The sequence below is a fragment of the Paenibacillus sp. P46E genome (assembly GCF_001909095.1).
Classification (GTDB): Bacteria; Bacillota; Bacilli; order Paenibacillales; family Paenibacillaceae; genus Paenibacillus_AQ; species Paenibacillus_AQ helianthi.
On the sequence record NZ_LVYZ01000066.1, the window covers coordinates 181,023 to 201,004 of the forward strand.

Annotated in this window: 13 protein-coding genes; all 13 read right to left on the reverse strand. The window is 46.8% G+C overall.

Translation table 11 applies throughout. The annotated features are described in order from the left end of the window. Nucleotides 1-220 precede the first annotated feature (220 nt). A complete protein-coding gene (locus A3849_RS25335) occupies nt 221-1,012 on the reverse strand; it encodes a response regulator transcription factor (protein ID WP_074113872.1) in 792 nt (263 codons plus the stop codon). Then, nucleotides 990-2,852, reverse strand: coding sequence for a cache domain-containing sensor histidine kinase (locus A3849_RS25340; protein WP_074113873.1), 1,863 nt, complete (start codon nt 2,850-2,852; stop codon nt 990-992). The genes A3849_RS25335 and A3849_RS25340 overlap by 23 nt, the downstream gene beginning before the upstream one ends. Before the next feature lie 28 nt (nt 2,853-2,880). After that, nucleotides 2,881-3,711 (reverse strand): carbohydrate ABC transporter permease, encoded by an 831-nt coding sequence (locus tag A3849_RS25345; RefSeq protein ID WP_074085315.1) that lies wholly within the window; start codon nt 3,709-3,711, stop codon nt 2,881-2,883. After that, complete coding sequence (locus tag A3849_RS25350; RefSeq protein WP_074113874.1) at nt 3,711-4,595, reverse strand: carbohydrate ABC transporter permease; 885 nt, start codon at nt 4,593-4,595, stop codon at nt 3,711-3,713. The genes A3849_RS25345 and A3849_RS25350 overlap by 1 nt, the downstream gene beginning before the upstream one ends. Before the next feature lie 102 nt (nt 4,596-4,697). Beyond that, a complete protein-coding gene (locus A3849_RS25355) occupies nt 4,698-6,101 on the reverse strand; it encodes an extracellular solute-binding protein (protein WP_178382799.1) in 1,404 nt (467 codons plus the stop codon). 250 nt (nt 6,102-6,351) lie between these two features. After that, the gene (gene pflA / locus A3849_RS25360) at nt 6,352-7,089 is read right to left on the reverse strand and encodes a pyruvate formate-lyase-activating protein (RefSeq protein ID WP_074085318.1); all 738 of its coding nucleotides are present in this window, start codon (nt 7,087-7,089) and stop codon (nt 6,352-6,354) included. 130 nt (nt 7,090-7,219) lie between these two features. Continuing rightward, on the reverse strand, nt 7,220-9,481 hold the full coding sequence (gene pflB / locus A3849_RS25365; RefSeq protein ID WP_074113876.1) for a formate C-acetyltransferase: 2,262 nt from the start codon (nt 9,479-9,481) through the stop codon (nt 7,220-7,222). 262 nt (nt 9,482-9,743) lie between these two features. Beyond that, entirely contained in the window at nt 9,744-12,365 is a 2,622-nt protein-coding gene (gene adhE / locus A3849_RS25370) for a bifunctional acetaldehyde-CoA/alcohol dehydrogenase (RefSeq protein ID WP_074113877.1), read from the reverse strand. A 345-nt stretch (nt 12,366-12,710) separates the two neighbouring features. Then, on the reverse strand, nt 12,711-14,177 hold the full coding sequence (locus tag A3849_RS25375; RefSeq protein WP_074113878.1) for an ABC transporter substrate-binding protein: 1,467 nt from the start codon (nt 14,175-14,177) through the stop codon (nt 12,711-12,713). A 132-nt stretch (nt 14,178-14,309) separates the two neighbouring features. Beyond that, a complete protein-coding gene (locus A3849_RS25380) occupies nt 14,310-15,182 on the reverse strand; it encodes a carbohydrate ABC transporter permease (protein WP_074113879.1) in 873 nt (290 codons plus the stop codon). A gap of 1 nt (nt 15,183) precedes the next feature. Beyond that, nucleotides 15,184-16,107: a carbohydrate ABC transporter permease gene (locus A3849_RS25385; protein ID WP_074113880.1), complete on the reverse strand. Its 924-nt coding sequence runs from the start codon at nt 16,105-16,107 to the stop codon at nt 15,184-15,186. A gap of 114 nt (nt 16,108-16,221) precedes the next feature. Then, nucleotides 16,222-17,550: a response regulator gene (locus A3849_RS25390; protein ID WP_074113881.1), complete on the reverse strand. Its 1,329-nt coding sequence runs from the start codon at nt 17,548-17,550 to the stop codon at nt 16,222-16,224. A gap of 15 nt (nt 17,551-17,565) precedes the next feature. Then, nucleotides 17,566-19,359, reverse strand: a complete 1,794-nt coding sequence (locus A3849_RS25395; RefSeq protein WP_074113882.1) for a cache domain-containing sensor histidine kinase — start codon at nt 19,357-19,359, stop codon at nt 17,566-17,568. Between the last annotated feature and the right edge of the window lie 623 nt (nt 19,360-19,982).

Here is a 19,982-nt window from a genome sequence, read left to right on the forward strand (position 1 = left end):
CGAAACTGTGATTTTTGCCACGTTCATTTACAAAACATAGTATTAGACGCATGACTCCCTAAAAAGTTTCATTAAATGTAAAGAAAAGATTAAAAATTATTACCATTTATTATCACCAGAACCCCAATTTCATTCTAACAGGGTTCACCTTGCACTACAAAAAGAGACGCTAACCTTGTGGACAAGGTTGTCGCCTCTTCGGGTGTATCTATCCCTAAACTTACCGAGTCTCCGGCGTTCTATGCAGGTCACGGTATTCCTTGGGGGTCATTCCCGTCTGTTTCTGGAACACTTTTGTAAAATATCGGCGCTCCTGATAACCCACCCCTGCGCTAATCGCAGTAATGCTCTTATCACTGCTTGCCAGCATGAACTTCGCTGCCTCCATACGCTGTTGCGTTACATATTCCACAAAGGTCATGGCAAAGCGGTTCTTGAACAGAAGACAAAAATAGCTGCTGCTAATGCCAATTTTATTCGCCACTTCCTCAATGCCCAGATCATAATTCAGCCGCTCCGACATATATTGGGCCGCCAGATTCATCAGCTGTTCCGGTGTTTTCCGAGCAGAATCCTCATCCGGCGGCTGCTCCTGGAACAGCGGAATGCTGTTGAACAGCTTATCCTTATACTGTTTACTGCGGATTCGCGTGCCCATTTCCCGCACCTTGTTGCCCAGCTCTTCATAATGAATCGGCTTGCAGATATATTCCTTCACCCCAAGCCGGATGGCTTCCCGTGCATAATCGAACTCCTGATAACCGCTAAGCAGCAGAACCTCGCTGTCCAGTCCCATCTCGCGCAGCTTACCGATGAATGTTAATCCATCCATGACGGGCATACGGATGTCGCAGAGTACAAGATCCGGGGCTTGTTCCTCAGCAATCCGGAGCGCCTCCATTCCACTGCGGGCCATGCCGGTGATCTCCATCCCCATTTCCTGCCATGGCAGCACACGACGCAGATTGCCCAGTATAGGGGCTTCATCGTCAACCAATAATACCTTTAGCATAATGATCTTCCCCCTGCCCGTATTTTGGGATGACGCATTGGATAATGGTACCTTCTCCCGGACTTGCGCAGATAAATATCCCATATCTGTCTCCATATTCAATCCGGATGCGGTCAGCTACACTGCGTACACCAAGCCCGCGCCGCTCCAGATGAATGCCATGCTCCGGCTTATTCCCGGTGAGGGTTTCGGCAGCCTCTCCTGATTCACTCACCATATACTGGAACATGGACAGCTGGGCTGAGCTCATCCCAATCCCGTTATCCTTAATCTGCAGAATCAGATTCCCCCGCTCTTCCCAGCCTTTTACACTAACCATCCCCTTGTATTCGATCCCTTCGAACCCGTGCTGGATGCTATTCTCGACAAGCGGCTGCAGGGTAAGCTTGAGGACGCCACAGCCTAACAGCTCCTGGGGAATATCAATCTCATAATCGAAGATATCCTCAAAGCGGAATTTCTGAATATCCAAATAATTGCGAAGGTGCGTAACTTCCTCATCCAGTGTAATTTCATCCCTGTCCTGAATGCTGATGCGAAGGATGCTGGCCAGCCTGTAGACCATCTCGCTGACCTTACGGCCTTCATTCTGTACAGCGAGCACATTAATGGATTCCAGCGTATTGAACAGAAAATGTGGCTTGATCTGTGCCTGAAGCACCCGCATTTCAGCCTGGTTTTTCCGATGCTGCTCCACATGCACCCTATTGAATAAACTGTTAATTTTATCCATCAGATCATTGAAGCCCCGCGCAAGCAGTGTCATTTCGTCGCTGCCCTTCTCCTCCACACGCGTAGTGAGATCTCCATCCTCCACCCGCCGCATAAACCGGACTATAACAGCAATACCGCCCGTAATCCGGTTCATGAAAAACAAGTTAAATATGACTGCACCCAGCAGGCACAAGAAGATTACCACCACAAACCATCGGGCGAACACTGTTACTTCCCGGGACAGAGAATCCCAGGAGGTAATGGAGACAAGACTCCAGGGATAATCCTTAAGATGATAGACCGAAAGTATGCTTTTCTCCCCATCGAACTCTGTTCTGAAGCTTTGGAAGCCTTTTTGAAAAGTGAAGTTCTTCGCTGTAAAGGAGTGGAAGTCCTGGCCATCCAGCTTGCGGTCCGGATCAAACAGAATCATGCCATCATCGTTCACAAGCATAAAGGAAACCTTCTGGTCACTATCCCCGATTTTGAGATTGCGGAAGATTGATTCGAATTCCCAGTTTTTGATCTGCACCACCAGAATACCGATATTCTGAAAAAAGCTTAGTTCCTTCACCAGCCGGATCTGCGTAAATACAGCCTCCGTTCCGGTCAGTTCCGGATATTCATGAGGTGCAATCCATTTGGGCACTCCGTTCAGCTTCATGACCTCCTGATACAGCTCACTTCCCTTGAACTTGTCATAGGGGAGTGTACGGAAATTCTCCTTATTGAAGATAGAGACGATCTCCGAGCTGCCTTTCCCGTTAAAATTGTAGAGAAAAGCATAGCTGATCGATGGATGATTGTACAAAAGACTGCGGAAATTGCGCTGGCTGGCATTCAGACTAAGCTGCTCGGCATCGGTCAAATCCTGTGTGGACGGGTCTTCTGCACTAAGTGCCATATGAAATACCGAGGTGGCAATTCCGTTATCGGTGACGTTGTCCATGTCCTTGAAGACACTGGATATGCTGTAGCTGATGGCTTTGAGCGAATACTCGGATTGCTGGCTGTACTTCTTCTCAATTGAATTATAAGTCACAAAAAACATAATCATGCCAAGAATAAACAGAGGAATGATAATCAGGCCCAAAAACGCCGTAAACAACTTGTAGCGCAAATTCATCGGCTAGTGCCCCTGACTGTGAATAGGATTATCCTTTTACGCTGCCCGCTGTAACCCCTTCAATAATCTTCTCCTGCAAAATGGCGTAAATAATTACGACCGGCAGCACACTATAGACAATGCCTGCGGACATCTGCGCATAGTTCATCTGATACTGATCACGGAATTGGACCATTCCCACCGGAAGTGTGCGCAGCTCGTCATTCGAAAGAAAATAGTTGGCCAACAAAAACTCATTCCAATTTCCCAGGAAATTAACAATGAATACTGTAACCATGGCGGGAACCGTCAAAGGTACAATAATTCTAGCAAAGATACCCGGGGCCTTCAAGCCATCCATAACAGCAGCTTCCTCAATTTCACTGGGCAAAGAGCGCATAAACGCCGCCAAAATAATAATCGTGAATGGAATCGCGTTGGCGATATAGGGGATAATCAGTGCCCAGTGGGTGTTCAGAATATGGAGCTTGCGTACAATCGTATAAATCGGCAGCATCAGCGCATTATTCGGAATCAGCATCCCTATCAGCACCAGTGAGAACAGGATTTGGTTCCACTTGCCCTGGCGCATCCGCGTAACCGCAAAGGCGAACATGGAAGCCAGCAGAATAGATACTACAGATGACAATATAGAAATGTATAAGCTGTTAAAAAAGTACGTACTGATCTTGGCATTCACCCAAGCCTCAACATAATTGTTAAACACAAACTCCTTCGGAATTCCAAAAGGATTCAGCGCTATGGCATTATTGTCCTTCTTCACAGAAGAGAACAATACAAAAAGAAAAGGAAACAAAACAACTACAAGATAACCCAGCAATGCGATATGAGGTATGCTCTTTTTCAAGGTTCGCGCCATTAGTACTCAATCCTTTCATTACGCCGGGAGAACAGCAGATGATAAAGTGCTGTAACCACAAGCGTGAACATAAAGATCAGAACGGCTATGGCGTTCCCGTACCCATATTTAAAGTTAGTGATAGCATATTTGATCATGTAGGTAGCCATTACCTCGGTTGAACCTGCCGGTCCACCTTTCGTCATAACGATGACGATATCTGCTGCCTTCATGGCCCCGGCAATGGATAGCATGATAACAACGGAAATGATCGGAACGATTAGCGGCAAAGTAATGCGTGTAGCCCGCTGGAAGCCCGTTGCACCGTCAATGGCCGCGGCCTCATCCAGTTCTCCTGGAATGGATAGAATCGCTGCTAGCACCATTACAATGTAAAAGCCGGTCCACTGCCAGGCATTGGTTATCAGTATAGACAGCATGGCGAACCGTTCATCCGACAGCCAGTATACCGGTTCAATTCCTATAACCCCCAGCAATTTATTGAACAGCCCGATATTGGGCTCATAGATGAACCCCCACAGGATGCCAATAACCGCCGTAGACATAATGGAAGGCATAAAGACTGCCGTCTTATAGAGTCCCTTCAGCTTTTTGACATTAGCAATCAGCAGAGAGAACAGAATAATAAGGGGAACCTGAACGAATACGGAAAACAATATAAACCAACCGTTGTTTTTAACAGATACCCAGAAGCGCTCATCGCCCAGGGCTTTTTCAAAATTACTCATTCCTGTGTACTTTACGGTGTCTGAAACGCCGTTCCAGCTGGTAAGACTGTAATATAGCGAGCTGAATATCGGATAAATGAAGAACATCAAAAACAAGATCAATGCAGGTAAAATAAATAAGGTGAACACCAGCGGATTTTTAAGTGATTTATTCATGACTTTCCTCCGATTACATGAGAATCAAGGAGCTCTGTGCCTTATATTTTTATAAAAATGCACCCTGGAGCAAGCACCAGGGCACATTCTGTTCACCGAACCTTATTCCACTGCTGCATTGGCCTCCTCTTGAACTTTTTGCAGAGCCCCTCCCATTTTCTCAGGTGTCGTCTGACCGCCGATCAGCTTTTGAATCTGAATATTGCTGATTTCGGTAGTGACATCCGCCTGTACGAGAGAGTCGAAGGCCGGGAATGAAGACTCGGAGCTATTCAGAACAGCTACAATTTCACTCATCAGATCATCCGTGATATTTTTAGTTAACACTGCCTGATCAATCTTCATAGCCGGCAGTACACCGTCTTCAACCAATCCGCGCAGCTGCATTTCCTCATTGTACATATTTTTGATAAAAGACTTCACTGCTGCCAGCTGCCGTTCGTCCTCACCCGCAGAAGCAGAAAAGCCATAACCGTTATTCACGTCACGCATCAAGGCTGTCTGATCGCCAACTCCACCTTCCACAGCTGGAATATTGAAGAAGCCGACCTTGCCGATCAAGCCTTCACCGGATTGCCCAGCCTTGAATACGGAGGACTTCCATGTACCATCGTACATCAGGATTGCTTCACCACTGGTGAACTGGGTTGTGTATTCAGCATATTCGAAACCAAGCTCGCCCTTTTTGAAGTAGCCTTTATCTTCCCATTCCTTGTACTTGGCAAAACCCTTCACTACATTGGGATCACTCCATTTGGCTTCACCGGTGGCGAACTTAGCCGTAACATCCGGACCTGCATACCGCGACCAGAGATGGTTCGCAAGCATTAGCGGAACCCAACCCGCTTTGGAAGCACCCGCCAGCGGCACTTTGCCGTCGGCTTTGATAGCAGCCAGCTGCTGCTCTAATTCAGCAAAGGTTGTTGGAGCCTTCCAGCCCTTACTCGCATAGTATTCTTTATTATAGAAGAAACCTTCACCGGAGCCGCCGATTGGCAGCCCGTATATTTTACCTTCGTACGTAAATGGATCGAGATTCGAAAATTTATCTTTGATGCCCAGTTCTTCTAGAATCGGTGTGAGATCGAGCAATTTACCTTCTTTGGCATAAATTTTAGAGTCAGGACTGCCGAAGAGATCAAAAATCTCAGGCGGATTCCCCGCCGCCATTTCACCCCGCAGCTTCTCCTTGCGGTTCACATCAGAGTCCACACCATCCAACTTAAAAGTGAGTCCTGGCACTTCTGCCTGTACTTTTCCTACAACATCTTCCAGGATAGCCAAGCGTTTCTGTTTGTCGGCACCTACTTGCGTATGACGAATGGTCATTTCAAAAGGCTCGCTGCTGGCCGGTTCCTCGGTAGCTGGTGTGTCCGTAGCTTTCGCTGCATTAGTTGCAGCCGCCTCACCTTGGTTACCAGCGGAATTGTTGTTGTTGCCGCAGCCAGCCATGATCGCCGAGCTTACAAACAGCAGAGACAATAGCAATGTTACACTTTTCTTCATTATGGGTGACCCTCCCTATGTTGATTTCCCTTACATTTCTTATTATAGAAAACTAGGTTTGGAACCGTAAGGTTAAGATTCATCCACTCTAGGGATAAAAACCTCTTATGTAAGCGGACTCATATCTATTATCTATCAAATAGCGTTATGTTTCCTAACTTCTGGTGTGTATATTTCCCAAATCTATTTTACACAAAAAAAACCGCCCCAACAGTAATTACACTATTGGATCGGTTTTGGTGTGGCGGGATTAGACTAATGCGGTTTGCTTGCGGCCTTCTTCAATTAACCGGTAGGCACGCTGAACTTCTTCTTCCGTTGGTGAAGGCACTCCCTCAAGCTCATAAGGTCTTCCAAGTACTTCCCATTTATAGATACCCATTTGATGATAGGGGAGAATTTCGAATTTTTCGACACCATTCAATGTGCCAATGAAGCGTCCCAAATTGATTAAATCCTCTTCACGGTCATGAATACCCGGCACATACACATGGCGGATCCACATCTTACGGTCATGGTCAGACAGCCAACGAGCCAGCTTCAGGGTACGTTCATTGGACTTACCGGTAAGTTTGATATGTGCTTCATCATCAATGTGCTTCAAATCAAGCAAGACGAGATCCGTTTGTTCGAGCAGATCATTGATCTTATCACCTTCATTGTATCCGTTAGTATCAAGTGTGGTATGCAAATTCCAGCGCTTCTTCACTTCGGTGAACAGCTGTTTCACAAAATGTGCCTGTAAAGTCGGTTCACCACCCGAAACGGTCAGACCGCCGCCGGAGGAACGGTAATAATTCAGGTAAGGCTCAATTTCAGCCAGTACCTCATCAATACTCATTTCTCTGCCTTCATTCAAACCCCATGTGTCTGGATTATGGCAGTATTGGCATTTCAAGAGGCAACCCTGCATGAACAAGACAAAACGAATACCCGGCCCGTCAACGGTTCCAAAGGTTTCTAAGGAGTGTATATGTCCATTAGCCATATGATGTCATCCTTTCGAAAATTTAAAATTTTAATCAATCTTAAACAAGATAGTACCGCCCTTGAGACAAGGGCGGTACACCTTGCAGCTATTTCACTGTATCCCTAAAACTCAAGCAAATGTTTGTATATTACATTGCACCATGGAATGTGCGGTTGATTACATCCATTTGTTGTTCGCGAGTCAACTTGATGAAGTTAACAGCATAGCCGGATACGCGGATAGTCAATTGTGGGTAGTTCTCAGGGTGCTCCATAGCATCCAGCAATTGTTCGCGGGCAAATACGTTAACATTCAGGTGATGACCTTTGCTTGCGAAATATCCATCAAGCATCGATACCAGGTTGGATTTACGTCCTTCTTCTTCTTTACCCAGTGCTTTTGGCACGATGGAGAAGGTGTTGGAGATACCATCCAAGCTATCTTCGTATGGCAGTTTAGCTACGGAGCTCAGGGAAGCCAAAGCGCCTTTCTTATCACGTCCGTGCATTGGGTTGGCACCTGGAGCGAATGGTTCGCCTTTTTTACGTCCATCAGGAGTAGTACCAGTTTTCTTACCATACACAACGTTGGAAGTAATCGTCAGGATCGATTGAGTTGGCAGAGCATCACGGTAAGCGTGGTGTTTGCGGATCATCGTCATGAATGATTCAACCAGTTCTACAGCAATGTTGTCAACGGAATCGTCGTTGTTGCCGTAGCAAGGGAATTCACCTTCGATTTCAAAGTCGATGGCAATACCTTCTTCATTGCGGATAGGTTTAACTTTAGCATATTTAATGGCGCTCAGGGAGTCAGTCGCAACGGACAGACCAGCAATACCACAAGCCATAGTCCGCAGGATATCGCGGTCATGCAGAGCCATTTCAATACGTTCATAAGAATATTTATCATGCATGTAGTGGATGACATTCAGTGTGTTCATGTAAGTCTTAGCCAACCACTCCATCATTGGTTTGAAGCGTTTCATTACTTCTTGATAATCCAATACATCGGAAGTGATGCGTGGCAGTTCAGGTCCTACCTGTACGCCGGACTTTTCATCCACACCACCGTTGATAGCATACAGCAAAGCTTTTGCCAGGTTGGCACGAGCTCCGAAGAACTGCATTTGTTTACCGATACGCATTGCGGATACGCAGCAAGCAATACCGTAGTCATCACCGTAGATTGGACGCATCAAATCGTCATTTTCATATTGAATTGAGCTGGTTTCGATGGAAACCTTAGCACAGAATTTTTTGAAGCCTTCTGGCAATTTTTCAGACCACAGTACAGTCAGGTTTGGCTCTGGAGCTGGTCCCAGATTGTACAGGGTGTGCAGGAAACGGAAGCTGTTCTTGGTTACGCGTGTAGTTCCGTCTACAGACATACCGCCAATGGATTCAGTAACCCAAGTTGGGTCTCCACTGAACAGTTCATTGTAATCAGGAGTACGCAAGAATTTAACAATACGCAGTTTCATGATGAAGTGATCTGTCAGTTCCTGTGCTTGTTCTTCAGTCAGTGTACCTTCTGCAAGGTCACGTTCTACATAGATATCAAGGAAAGAGGATACGCGTCCCAGGGACATTGCAGCACCGTTCTGTTCTTTGATAGCAGCCAGGTAACCGAAGTACACCCATTGGAAAGCTTCTTTAGCATTATTTGCAGGTTTGGAGATATCCATTCCATGCATTTCAGCCATCTTTTTCAATTCGCCAAGTGCACGAATCTGTTCAGAAATTTCTTCACGAAGACGAATAACACTTTCGGTCATGGAATCAACTTCAAGGTTGTTAAGGTCTTGTTTCTTTTCTTTGATCAGGAAATCAATGCCGTAAAGAGCTACACGACGGTAGTCACCGATAATACGGCCACGGCCGTAAGCATCAGGAAGACCAGTGATAATACCTGCTTTACGAACAGCTCTCATTTCAGAGGTATATGCATCAAATACGCCTTGGTTATGCGTTTTGCGGATGTTCGTGAACATTTCAACAATGTTTTGCGGAAGTTCGAAGCCGTAAGCCTTGGTAGCATCGATCATCATCTTGATTCCGCCGAAAGGTTGAATAGAACGTTTGAAAGGCGCATCTGTTTGAACACCGACAATTTGTTCTTTGTCTTTGTCAATATAACCAGGGTTGTGCGATACGATAGTGGATACGGTATTAACATCCACATCCAGCACACCGCCATTAGCAATTTCCTGCTTGGTCATTTCAGATACGATTTTCCATAGTTCAGTAGTATTGTAAGTAGGGCCTGCAAGGAAATCTTCCTTGCCAAGATAAGGCTTGATGTTCTTTTCAATAAAATCATTCACGTTTACTTTTCTGGACCATTTACCTTTTGCAAAACCGCGCCATCCAGACTTAACCTCTTGTACATCTTTTTCAATCACCGACATGCTAAATCCCTCCATTTATATTTAGTATATTTGTAGAGATCGCGGGCTTGAAGGTTAATCCCGTGTCTCGTGATCCCAAAAAGATCTGGTTGTTATAAATTTCACAATTGCATCTTCATAACCGGGACCGTTGTTTATATAAACATTTTAGTTTATTTTCTGAAAAAGGACTGTGACAAATATCACTCTTCCGGTGATATTTGTCACTTCCATCCAGTCCCATATTAACCTATAAACTCATTTTTTGCTAAACAACCGTTAATTAGTTATCGAATCTGCCGTAGAAAGCATTCCGGTATACATCAGCAAGTTCAGAAACCAGTGGCAGCTTAGGGTTGGCAGTTGTGCATTGGTCTTCAAATGCACGGTCAGCCAAGTAGTCTACACGGGATTCGAAATCCTTAGGATCGAAACCAAGTGCTTGGAACGACTCTTCAATGCCGAGTTTTTTGTTCATGTCGCGGATCGCGTTGATCAGGCTTGTTACACCTTCTTCAGTAGTGCGTGCTGGCAATCCCAGAATCCGTGCGATTTCAGCATAACGTTCGTCAGCTACAAAGTGAGAATATTTAGGGAACGAAGCGAACTTTGTAGGTTTTTTAGCGTTGTAGCGGATTACGTGCGGCATCAGAATCGCATTGGTGCGGCCGTGAGCGGTGTGATACTGTCCGCCCCATTTGTGCGCCAAGCTGTGGTTGATACCCAGGAATGCGTTGGCAAATGCCATACCAGCCAGCGTAGATGCGTTATGCATTTTTTCGCGGGCAAGTTTGTCGCCTTGCAATGCCGATTTTTCAAGGTATTGGAACACCAATTGGATAGCTTTGATAGCCAGACCATCCGAGTAGTCACTTGCCATTACGGAAACGTAAGCTTCGATGGCATGAGTCAATACGTCCATACCTGTATCAGCTACAGCTGTTTTTGGCAAGCTGTATACAAATTCAGGATCGATGATAGCTACGTCTGGAGTCAGCTCATAATCAGCCAATGGGTATTTAGTGTTGTTGGCAGTAGTTTTGTCAGTAATAACCGCGAAAGATGTTACTTCCGAACCTGTACCCGAAGTAGTTGGAATCGCTACGAATTTCGCTTTGTTTCCAAGCTTAGGGAATTTGTATACACGTTTGCGGATATCCATGAACTTCTGTTTCAGGCCGTTAAAGTCAGCGTCTGGGTGTTCGTAGAACAACCACATGCCTTTGGCAGCATCCATAGGGGAACCGCCGCCGAGTGCGATGATGCAGTCCGGTTGGAATCTGTTCATCATTGCAGTACCTTTTTCTACAGTAGTAGTCGATGGATCCGGTTCAACTTCAGAGAACACTTCGATCGCTACTGGAGTCTGGCGTTGACGCAGGTAGTGCTCAACTCTTTCTACATAGCCCAGTTTAACCATCATTGGGTCAGTGATGATAGCTACCCGTGTGATGTCAGGCATTTTAGCCAGGTATTGAGTGGATCCCTTTTCGAAGTAAATTTTGTCAGGTACTTTAAACCATTGCATATTCACGGTACGACGGTTCACCCTTTTCACGTTGATCAGATTGATGGCAGTTACGTTCTGCGATACAGAGTTGCGGCCGTAAGATCCGCAGCCCAGAGTCAGTGAAGGGATATTCGTATTGTAGATATCGCCGATTGCGCCATGTGTGGAAGGTGAATTGACGAGAATACGTCCTGTTTGCAGACGGTGCGAGAACTTCATGATCACTTCTTCGTTGTTGGAGTGGATGGCCGAGCTGTGGCCCATACCGCCAAATTCAACAATCTGTGCTGCGCGTTCGATACCCTGGTCTGCGTTTTTAACTTTGTAGCAAGCAAGAACCGGGCTCAATTTTTCAGCGGACAGCGGATATTTGGTGCCTACGCCTTCAAGCTCAGCTACCAGAATCTTCGTGCCGGCAGGAACTTGAATTCCGCACATTTCAGCAATTTTCACTGCGGATTGACCTACAATTGCAGGGTTTACTGCGCATTTTTCTACGTTCATAGCGCCGCTTGTCAACTTGGCAGCTTCTTCTTTATTTACAAAGTAGCAGCCGTTAGCGATCATTTTCTTCTTCACTTGGTCAAAGATTGCTTCTTCAATGATAACTGCTTGCTCGGAAGCGCAGATCATACCATTGTCGAATGTTTTGGAAAGGATAAGGTCGGTTACTGCCTGATCGATATCTGCACTCTTTTCAATGAAGGCAGGTACGTTACCAGGACCTACGCCAAGAGCTGGTTTACCACAGCTGTAAGCTGCTTTTACCATTGCGGAACCGCCTGTTGCCAGGATCAGCGCTACGTCTGGATTGTTCATCAGTGCGTTTGTTTTGTCCATTGTAGGAAGCTCGATCCACTGAATGCAGTTCTCAGGAGCACCAGCTTTTACAGCTGCGTCATGGAGAATTTTGGCTGCTGCGGCGCTACACTCTTGCGCAGATGGATGGAAACCGAATATAATAGGGTTACGTGTCTTAGCAGCGATCAATGCTTTGAACATCGTAGTGGATGTTGGGTTAGTTACCGGTGTGATCCCCATAACGATCCCGACTGGTTCAGCAATCTTCTGGAAACTTTCGTATTGATTGTCTTCTACTACACCTACTGTTTTGTCATACTTAATGCCGTGCCAGATATATTCTGTTGCGAAGATGTTCTTCGTGATTTTGTCTTCATATACGCCGCGGCCTGTTTCTTCTACAGCCAGCTTTGCCAAGTACATATGCTTGTCGAGTCCTGCCAACGCCATTGCATGAACGATTGTGTTAACCTGCTCTTGATCCAGCTCCATATAAGCTTCTTGAGCTTTCTTTGCTTTATCCACCAAAGTCTGAATATACTCTTCAGCGGTGGTTTGTTTCACTTGGGCGGCGACTTCGTTCTTAACTGCCATCTCCCTCGTCCTCCTGTCAATTTTTAGGTTGTTTTTCTCTACACACTTATCTTATCACATTCTCCCACGGGTTGTATAGTGAAATCTTTCACAAAGTATAAAGTTTTTTTTGATTTGTTTTCAAAGCGCTTTCATTCGATCACATTCAGGATTATTTCCCATTTTATGTTTAAATTCAGCTTAATTTTTGTCGTTTATGCGAACGTGAATTTTTTCATTTGACATATTTCACTTTAAAACAGCTTTTCTGTACTTTGCCTCTATTAAAATAGCAAAAAGGACCGGAAAGTCTCCCGGCCTTTTAGAGATAGTACTATTTACATATATTCGCCCTTTTCCCCTGCGCTACTCTACCTTAATCGTATCAAAGAATTTCTGCTGTACGGTCTTGGCTGCAGCGTCAAGCTGGGTTTTGGAGTCTGTGCCTTTTTTGGAGAAGAGTTCCTGGATCACATTGGACATGGTTGCATAATAGTCCTGCGTATTATATTGCGCTTCAGGCTTTCCATCCAGCAGTGCCATAATATCCGGGTTATATTGATAGACAATATCGTACTTGTCATAGACTGCTTTGGTTTTTTTGCCAAAATCAGAATCGGCGGCATAGTAGTCCAGAAGCGGCGGAATAAAGTATTTGCCGTCAGCTTTGCGTTGCTGCAGAATGGCATCCAGTGCTTCAAGGCCTTTGTCAGAGAAGTAATCAAAAGTAATGTAGCGGAAAGCCATCTCCTGCTCATCTTTGCTAGCGTTCGGGTTGATGACCAGATAGTCGCCGCCGAGCACCCCCGTGTGCTTGCCGCCCTTTTCCGCAGCAGGCATTGGATAAGTAAGTACATCCTCCGGTTTCAGACCACCTTGATTCAGGGCTTGCTCAATCACACCATCCGAACCGGCCATAACCATCGCTGTGCGCCCCTGCTGAAATGCGCCAACGGCGTCACCCCAGCCCAGTGCCCAGTCTTGAGGAATAGCATTTACTTCCCATCTCAGCTTCTTATAGAAGTCCAGCGCCTTCACACCCGCATCAGAGTTAAAAGTAGCTACCACCTTGCCACTGTCAATCTTCTGGATTTCTCCGCCGGCTTCGAACAGGAAGTTGGTCCAGTTCCAGCCTGCTTCATTACCTTTACCCATTGGAGCAATACCAGAGATGCCTTTTTTGGGGTCTGCCACTCCTTTGGCGGTATTCAGCATGTCATCCCATGTCCAGTCCATGGCCGGAACAGCCACGCCCTTGTCATCAAGCATCTTCTTATTGATCATCGTAGTGGTAACATAGCCTTTCTGGGTGATGCCGTAGACTTTGCCGTCTATAATGAACTGGTTCTGCAGTACGGGATTGATCTGATCCTTGTATTCGTATTTATTCCAGAGATCGGTTATGTCTGCAACCCAGCCTTTTTCAACCAGGAATTTCGCTTCTGTCGCATACGTATTGAAAAAGGTCGGGGCTTCGTTCGCAGCCATTTTCACCCCGATTTCGCTAACGTTGTACTGCCAGTCGTCTTTAACGATCTCTACATTCGGATATTCCGCCTGGAACCTCTTGATCTTGTCATCCTCCTGGGCCCGTACCTCTGTCAGGTCCGGTGTAGGATAGTGGATCTTAATGGTGACTTTGCGCTGGGTGATATCATCTGCTGGTGCGTTGGTAGCTGCGCTGCTGTTGTCTGCGGCTTTGTCAGTTGCCGCTGGTGATGCTTCTCCACCATTGGTTCCCTTGGCGCTATTGTTGTTATTATTGCCGCCGCAGGCAGATAACAACGATCCTGTCACAAGCAGACAAGCCAGGACGCTGGAAAATTTACGCATTGAAACTCCCCTTTTCCATTCATAATTAGCTTACAGATTCATCTTAAAAGAGAAACCCTTTCCAAACGAGGTGTATTTATATTCTTTTCAGGTGCAGGTTTACGATCTAAGCCGCTCTGGTCCCATCCTCTCCTACCCCTTGACTGCCGACAAAGACACACCTCGCATAATGAATTTCTGAAACACCAGGAACACGAGAATCGGCGGCAGCGAGACCAGAAAAAGAATTGCGAACTTGATATTGGTATTGAGCGCCTTGACGGCGATAACATATTTATAGATCGCTGTGGCTAGTGTGTATTTATCCTCAGTGTGCATAACAAGAGATGGCCAGAACCAGTCATTCCAGGCGGTAGAGAAGATGAAGATCGCCAGTGTGGCAAATATGGGTATGGACAGGGGGACCGCAATCGAAAAAAAGCTGCGGGGCTCCGAGGCCCCGTCTATCCGTGCAGCTTCAAATATCTCCGGATGAATCCCGTCAAAAAAGTTCTTCAGGAGCAGGAAGTAGAACGTGTTAGCCCCCGCTGGCAGCCAAAACGCCGCATATTGGTTCAGCAGTCCAAGCTCCTTGAGATTCACAAAGTTCGGAATCATGTAACTGGTCGCCGGGATAAACAAAGTCATCAGGAAGAAGAAATAAAAGACCTTGCGGTACGGCACGTTCATCCGCGAAATGCTGAAGGACGCCAGCCCGAGCACAATCAGCGTCACGACCATATTCCCCACGAAAATATACAATGTGTTCCTGAGGAACATCAGCAGATCAATATAATTCAGCGCATCCTTCAAATTGCTGAAATGCCACTCCTGCGGAAAAAAATGCGGCGGGAATGAATTGACCTCAGCGTTGGATTTGAGTCCATTGAACATCGTCATCAGGATCGGATAGAGCATGGTGACGACCATGACCAGGATGAAGAAGACCATAATCCCGTAGACGAACTTATTGCTTGTTTTTTTCAAATCATGTTCGGAAAGAATGCCTCTGTCAGTGCTCTTCATGCTAGTTGTCCTCCTTGTTCAGTCTGAACTGCAGAATCCCCAAACCGCCCAGGACCACAAACATCAGCATACCCAGCGCCGTCGCTGTTCCATAATCGAGCCGGGTAAAAGCATACTTCACAATCAGCAGCGCATAGGTCAGTGTCGTATTGTTCGGCCCTCCATCAAGCAAAGCGAGCTGCGACTGGTATCCCTGTGAGGTGGCAATAATCTGCAGAATCAGCATCAGAACAATGAGGTTACGCAAAGACGGCAACGTAATATGGCGAATGCGGGCCCACACGCCAGCGCCGTCAATTTCAGCGGCTTCGTACCAGTCACGCGGAATACTAAGCACAGCTGCCAGATAGATCAGCATCCCCGACCCGAATTGCTGCCAGGTTTCCATAAAGACAAGCGAGATCATGGACCACCTGCTGTCCGTCAGAAACGGGATTGGATCTGCTCCCATCGTGCCCAGCAAAGCGTTAATCGGACCGACCGGATCATACAGCCATCTCCACAGGCCATACAGTACTACAGCCGGCAATACAAATGGCAGATAAGCAGCCACGCGCACCATGCCGCCGAACTTCCGCAACTCAGAAATAGCGACTGCAAAAGCAATCGGTACCCAAAAACCGATCACGAGACAGAGCACCATGTAATAGAGGGTGTTCTTCACGGCAATCCGTACATCCGGGTCCGAAAGCACTCTGGAATAATTGTCGAGACCCACAAAGGTATTGCCCTTCACGAAGTCCACGGTATAGAAGCTGTACATAAAACCTTTAAATATGGGAACCCACATGAACAAAATAAAAATAACAATGGCGGGCACAAGAAACATATATCCCCAAAAGTTTTTTTTCCACCGGTTCTGTTTGTACGGTTTACGCTCAGGCTTCACCGGTATCGTCTCGCGGATTGCAGCGGTTTGGTTCATCTGGCTCCCTCATTCCTTTCGTCTGTCAGCACTTCATCAAGTACTGTCTGCATTAATTGTAGGAAAGGAGCCGGGGACTGAACATGTCTATATCTACCGCAATCGTAAGCGTTCTTACTTCTTCAGCTCGCTGGGACTGACACCGTAATATTTTTTGAAAATCTTGCTGAAATGCTCCGGCGATTCATACCCGACCCGCTCCGCGATCTCGTAACGGCGCAAATCCGTACGCAAAATCATCTCCCGGCTCTCCTCCATCCGCAGCTTGATCACATATTCCCATAGGTTATGGCCTGTGTTTTTTTTGAACAGATAGCTTAGGTAGTTGGGGCTTACGTGGTTTTTTTTGGCCACCTCATGGATCGTTAAGCCTTTCTGGGCATAATTCTCGTCGATATACGCCTTGGCTTTCTGCACAATCAGGTTACTGTGGGTATAGATATCCTCGGGTGACGGATCGGCGGCATAGCTGCTCCAATTGAAATCTCCATAATAAAATACATAATGATCCGAGTGTTCCTTGTTCCACTGAATAGCCTTTGCGGCCTGACGGTTCAGCACATCCATAAATGACAGGCCTTTGAGGATCTGACTGATGCCGATCACGGCGTTCAGGTGCAGATACTTGTGGATGTTCAAATGCAGACTGCGCCCAAGCACATCCAACCGGTTGATCTGACCTGTTGCCGACTCCTCATAATTTTTCTCATCCCACTGGATAATGACGGTGATCTCTTCCTCAGGAGAATAAAAGGCTACGGTGCTCCACTCCTGATCAAGCAGCTCCTTGGCAATATTAAGCGCTCCATAACGCAGTAGCTCCTGGTCGCGGGAGGTGTACTGCTGCACCTTATTCTCCTCAGGCAGTGGCAGCTTAATCTTGATCACGGAGAAAAAAGGACCCCGCAGCTTCAGTTCATCCAGCTTCCGCAGCCTCTCCTCATCGCCTAGTGCTGAGCTCGGGTCTTGAATCAGCGTATTCAGCAGCTTACTGTATTCGGGCAGCGGCTCCTCCAGACGAAAGCTTTCCCCGATTCCGGCCATGAAGGTCGCAAGTTCCGGCGAAGGCTTATCCATTTTGAGCAGCACACTCCGAACGGAATCCAGAAAATGTTCGCTGTTCAGCGGCTTGATCAAATAATCCTTCGCCCCCAGGCGGACAGCCATCTGAGCATATTGAAATGTCTCATGCGCAGAAATGATGATCGTCTGCACCCACGGTTTGGCCAGCTTCGCATGTTGCATCAGCTCAATTCCGCTCATCGCTCCCATCTGGATATCGGTCACCAGCAGATCCACCTCCTCCATGCGGATACAGTCCAGCGCTTCAAAACCGCTGTTCGCGGTATAAATACGATCGATCTCCAGCCCCGAGGAGGCCAGCAGACTGCTGAGCCCTTTGCAAATCAGCGGTTCATCGTCTACAACCAGAATATTGAACATATAGTAGGCCACCTTTCATTCTTGATTCTCCGACTTCGGAAGTTTAACCGTTACGACGGTCCCTCCACACTTGCGAGGCGCATAGCTGATCCCATAATGCGGGCCAAAATGCAGATGCACACGCTGATTGATGTTACGGATGCCATAACCGCTCTCCGGATGGGGGCTCTCATCATTCAGCACCTGCTCAATGGCCTTGTAATCCACCTGTTTGTAACCATTATCTTCTATAGTAATTACAATGGTATCCTCTTGAAGAATCGAGGTGATGATGATCTCCCCGTCCTCATCCATATTTTTGACTCCGTGGATGATCGCATTTTCGATGAGAGGCTGAAGGGTGATCTTGGGAATGAGATTGACCTTGGTCTCCGGGGCAATGTTCCAAATAACGGTAAACACATAATCATACCGGTGCTGTTGCAGCTTGATGTAGGCGCTGGCATGCTCCAGTTCCTCTTCCAGCGTAATCAGTTCCCGGCCCCGGCTTAAGCTGATCTTCATTAGCTTGGACAGCTCCTTGATCATTTCCGCGGATTCCACATTGCCTTCCAGCGAGCTTTTCCAATAGATGCTCTCCAGGGTGTTATACAGCAAATGCGGATTGATCTGCTGATATAGCAGCTGCAGTTGCGATTCCTTCTGCTTCAGCTCCATCTGGTATTTGTACATGATAAGACTGTTCAGCCTGCGGGCCATATCATAGGTGGAATCGATAAGCACACTGACTTCATCATTTGTCCCTCTTTGCGGCGTCTCCGGTACACGGTTGCCCGGCTCATATTTGCGCACAAAAAAAGCCAGCTTCTGAAGAGGAGTCATTAGAGAGCGCCAGAAATAAGTGATGATAATCAATCCAAAGAGCGCGTAGGCAACCGTTATGTATTGAATCACCCGCTTCATTTCCTTCTGCTGCTGGAGCAGCGCTTGTACCGGAACCTTGTAGATCAGCTTCTGGGCGAAGGCATGATTGTTGTTCACCACATAGATAAAGTCATCCGTGATCATATCCTCTGTTCCTTCGGGATCACCGGGATCAGCCCCTTCCGGCAGGCCGATAACTTCCCCTGTGGCATTGGTGGTAGAAGCCAGCACGCGGTTGTTCATATCGGTTAAATAGATTTCACCTTCAGGCAGCGAAATGGATTTGAGGGACTCTCCGATTTTGGATTCCATCTTAGTCACAACCAGCACACCGACGGTACCCGCCCCCCTGTAAATGTTATTGACCGCACGGACGTAAGTTAGCGTCTTCAGATTCTCTGCCTGCGGACTCAGCTTCTCCGTGAACATCAAATAACCCCGGCCCTTCTGCTGGACCACCTGGTCAAACCAGTATGGCTTCTCTCCCTTGGAGAAAAAATAAACCCCCGCCTTCTTCACCTGTGGAAAATTAGGGGCAAAAAAATAATAATTATCGGGGTCATACACGTACAACGAGTAATAGATTCCATCGCCGCGCTCAGCTCCCTGCGAATAGCTGCCAAGCAGCTTTTCTATCGTTTCATAGCGCTCCACCCGATCCAGTACTGGTTCATCGCCGCTCACATGCAGCCGCTGCAGAATCGGATTCTGGATGATCGTGGTGGTGATTTTGTTCACCGTATCTATGTCTCTGTTAATAATCGCAAAATTCTGTTTGTTCAGCTCCACATAAGCATTGGTCACATGACGCTTCAGGATTTCCTCAGCCTTGTAATTACCGTAGCTGTTAAGGATCAGGATGGGCGAGATCATAATTAGAAACAGCAGGATGAGCTGCTGCTTGACGTTAAGCCTGACGATTGGCTTGATAAAAGCAGACAACATCTGGATACACCTCCAGTTTCAATAATATATCAAACAGATAAGCGCTTACACAGGTTTATTTCAAAGGAAATGATGTTCATTTATATGCAATTTTTCCGGTTTGGAGGTGGGAGAGGTGGAGGGGAGTCACTCCGTGGAAGATTTGGACTTCCGGCCGCTCTTGTCTGCAGATTTCTTGATTTATACCGCTGTTCGCGGTGGAAATCCGCAGACAAAGGCGGCCGCTACCGCTCCTACAGTTCCAAATTTCCACTCCGCGTCTTCATCACCACAGTTCCCAAACCCAGAAAACCGAAAAAATTGTGGGGTTGGGAGGCGGCAGGAAGTAGGGTAAGACGAGGGATTACTCCCTCGGACTCCCCGTCAAACCGTGCATGCAGATTTCCCGCACACGGCTTTCCTTCGTCAGTTCCCCATCTTCAGGAGTGAGTTTCCTTCATCCGTCGCCGGATTGCCTATTTCACTCCTGAATTAGGAACGTGTGGTGAGTAAACTTGTTAGAAAGACCATTCCGGCTGATTCCAATGCTTTAATTGGAATCAGCCGATTTGACACCGTAGATTTCTTTTTGCGCATAAAGGCTCGCACCCTCATTCGCATCCATTTATCCAGACGTTCAAACT

Coding starts and splice junctions, on each gene's coding strand:
- A3849_RS25345 (WP_074085315.1), bottom strand. CDS start 3,711: ATGGCGCGAACCTTGAAAAAGAGCATACCTCATATCGCATTGCTGGGT.
- A3849_RS25390 (WP_074113881.1), bottom strand. CDS start 17,550: ATGTTCAATATTCTGGTTGTAGACGATGAACCGCTGATTTGCAAAGGG.
- adhE (WP_074113877.1), bottom strand. CDS start 12,365: ATGGCAGTTAAGAACGAAGTCGCCGCCCAAGTGAAACAAACCACCGCT.
- A3849_RS25355 (WP_178382799.1), bottom strand. CDS start 6,101: ATGAAGAAAAGTGTAACATTGCTATTGTCTCTGCTGTTTGTAAGCTCG.
- A3849_RS25385 (WP_074113880.1), bottom strand. CDS start 16,107: ATGAACCAAACCGCTGCAATCCGCGAGACGATACCGGTGAAGCCTGAG.
- A3849_RS25350 (WP_074113874.1), bottom strand. CDS start 4,595: ATGAATAAATCACTTAAAAATCCGCTGGTGTTCACCTTATTTATTTTA.
- pflB (WP_074113876.1), bottom strand. CDS start 9,481: ATGTCGGTGATTGAAAAAGATGTACAAGAGGTTAAGTCTGGATGGCGC.
- A3849_RS25375 (WP_074113878.1), bottom strand. CDS start 14,177: ATGCGTAAATTTTCCAGCGTCCTGGCTTGTCTGCTTGTGACAGGATCG.
- pflA (WP_074085318.1), bottom strand. CDS start 7,089: ATGGCTAATGGACATATACACTCCTTAGAAACCTTTGGAACCGTTGAC.
- A3849_RS25335 (WP_074113872.1), bottom strand. CDS start 1,012: ATGCTAAAGGTATTATTGGTTGACGATGAAGCCCCTATACTGGGCAAT.
- A3849_RS25340 (WP_074113873.1), bottom strand. CDS start 2,852: ATGAATTTGCGCTACAAGTTGTTTACGGCGTTTTTGGGCCTGATTATC.
- A3849_RS25380 (WP_074113879.1), bottom strand. CDS start 15,182: ATGAAGAGCACTGACAGAGGCATTCTTTCCGAACATGATTTGAAAAAA.
- A3849_RS25395 (WP_074113882.1), bottom strand. CDS start 19,359: ATGTTGTCTGCTTTTATCAAGCCAATCGTCAGGCTTAACGTCAAGCAG.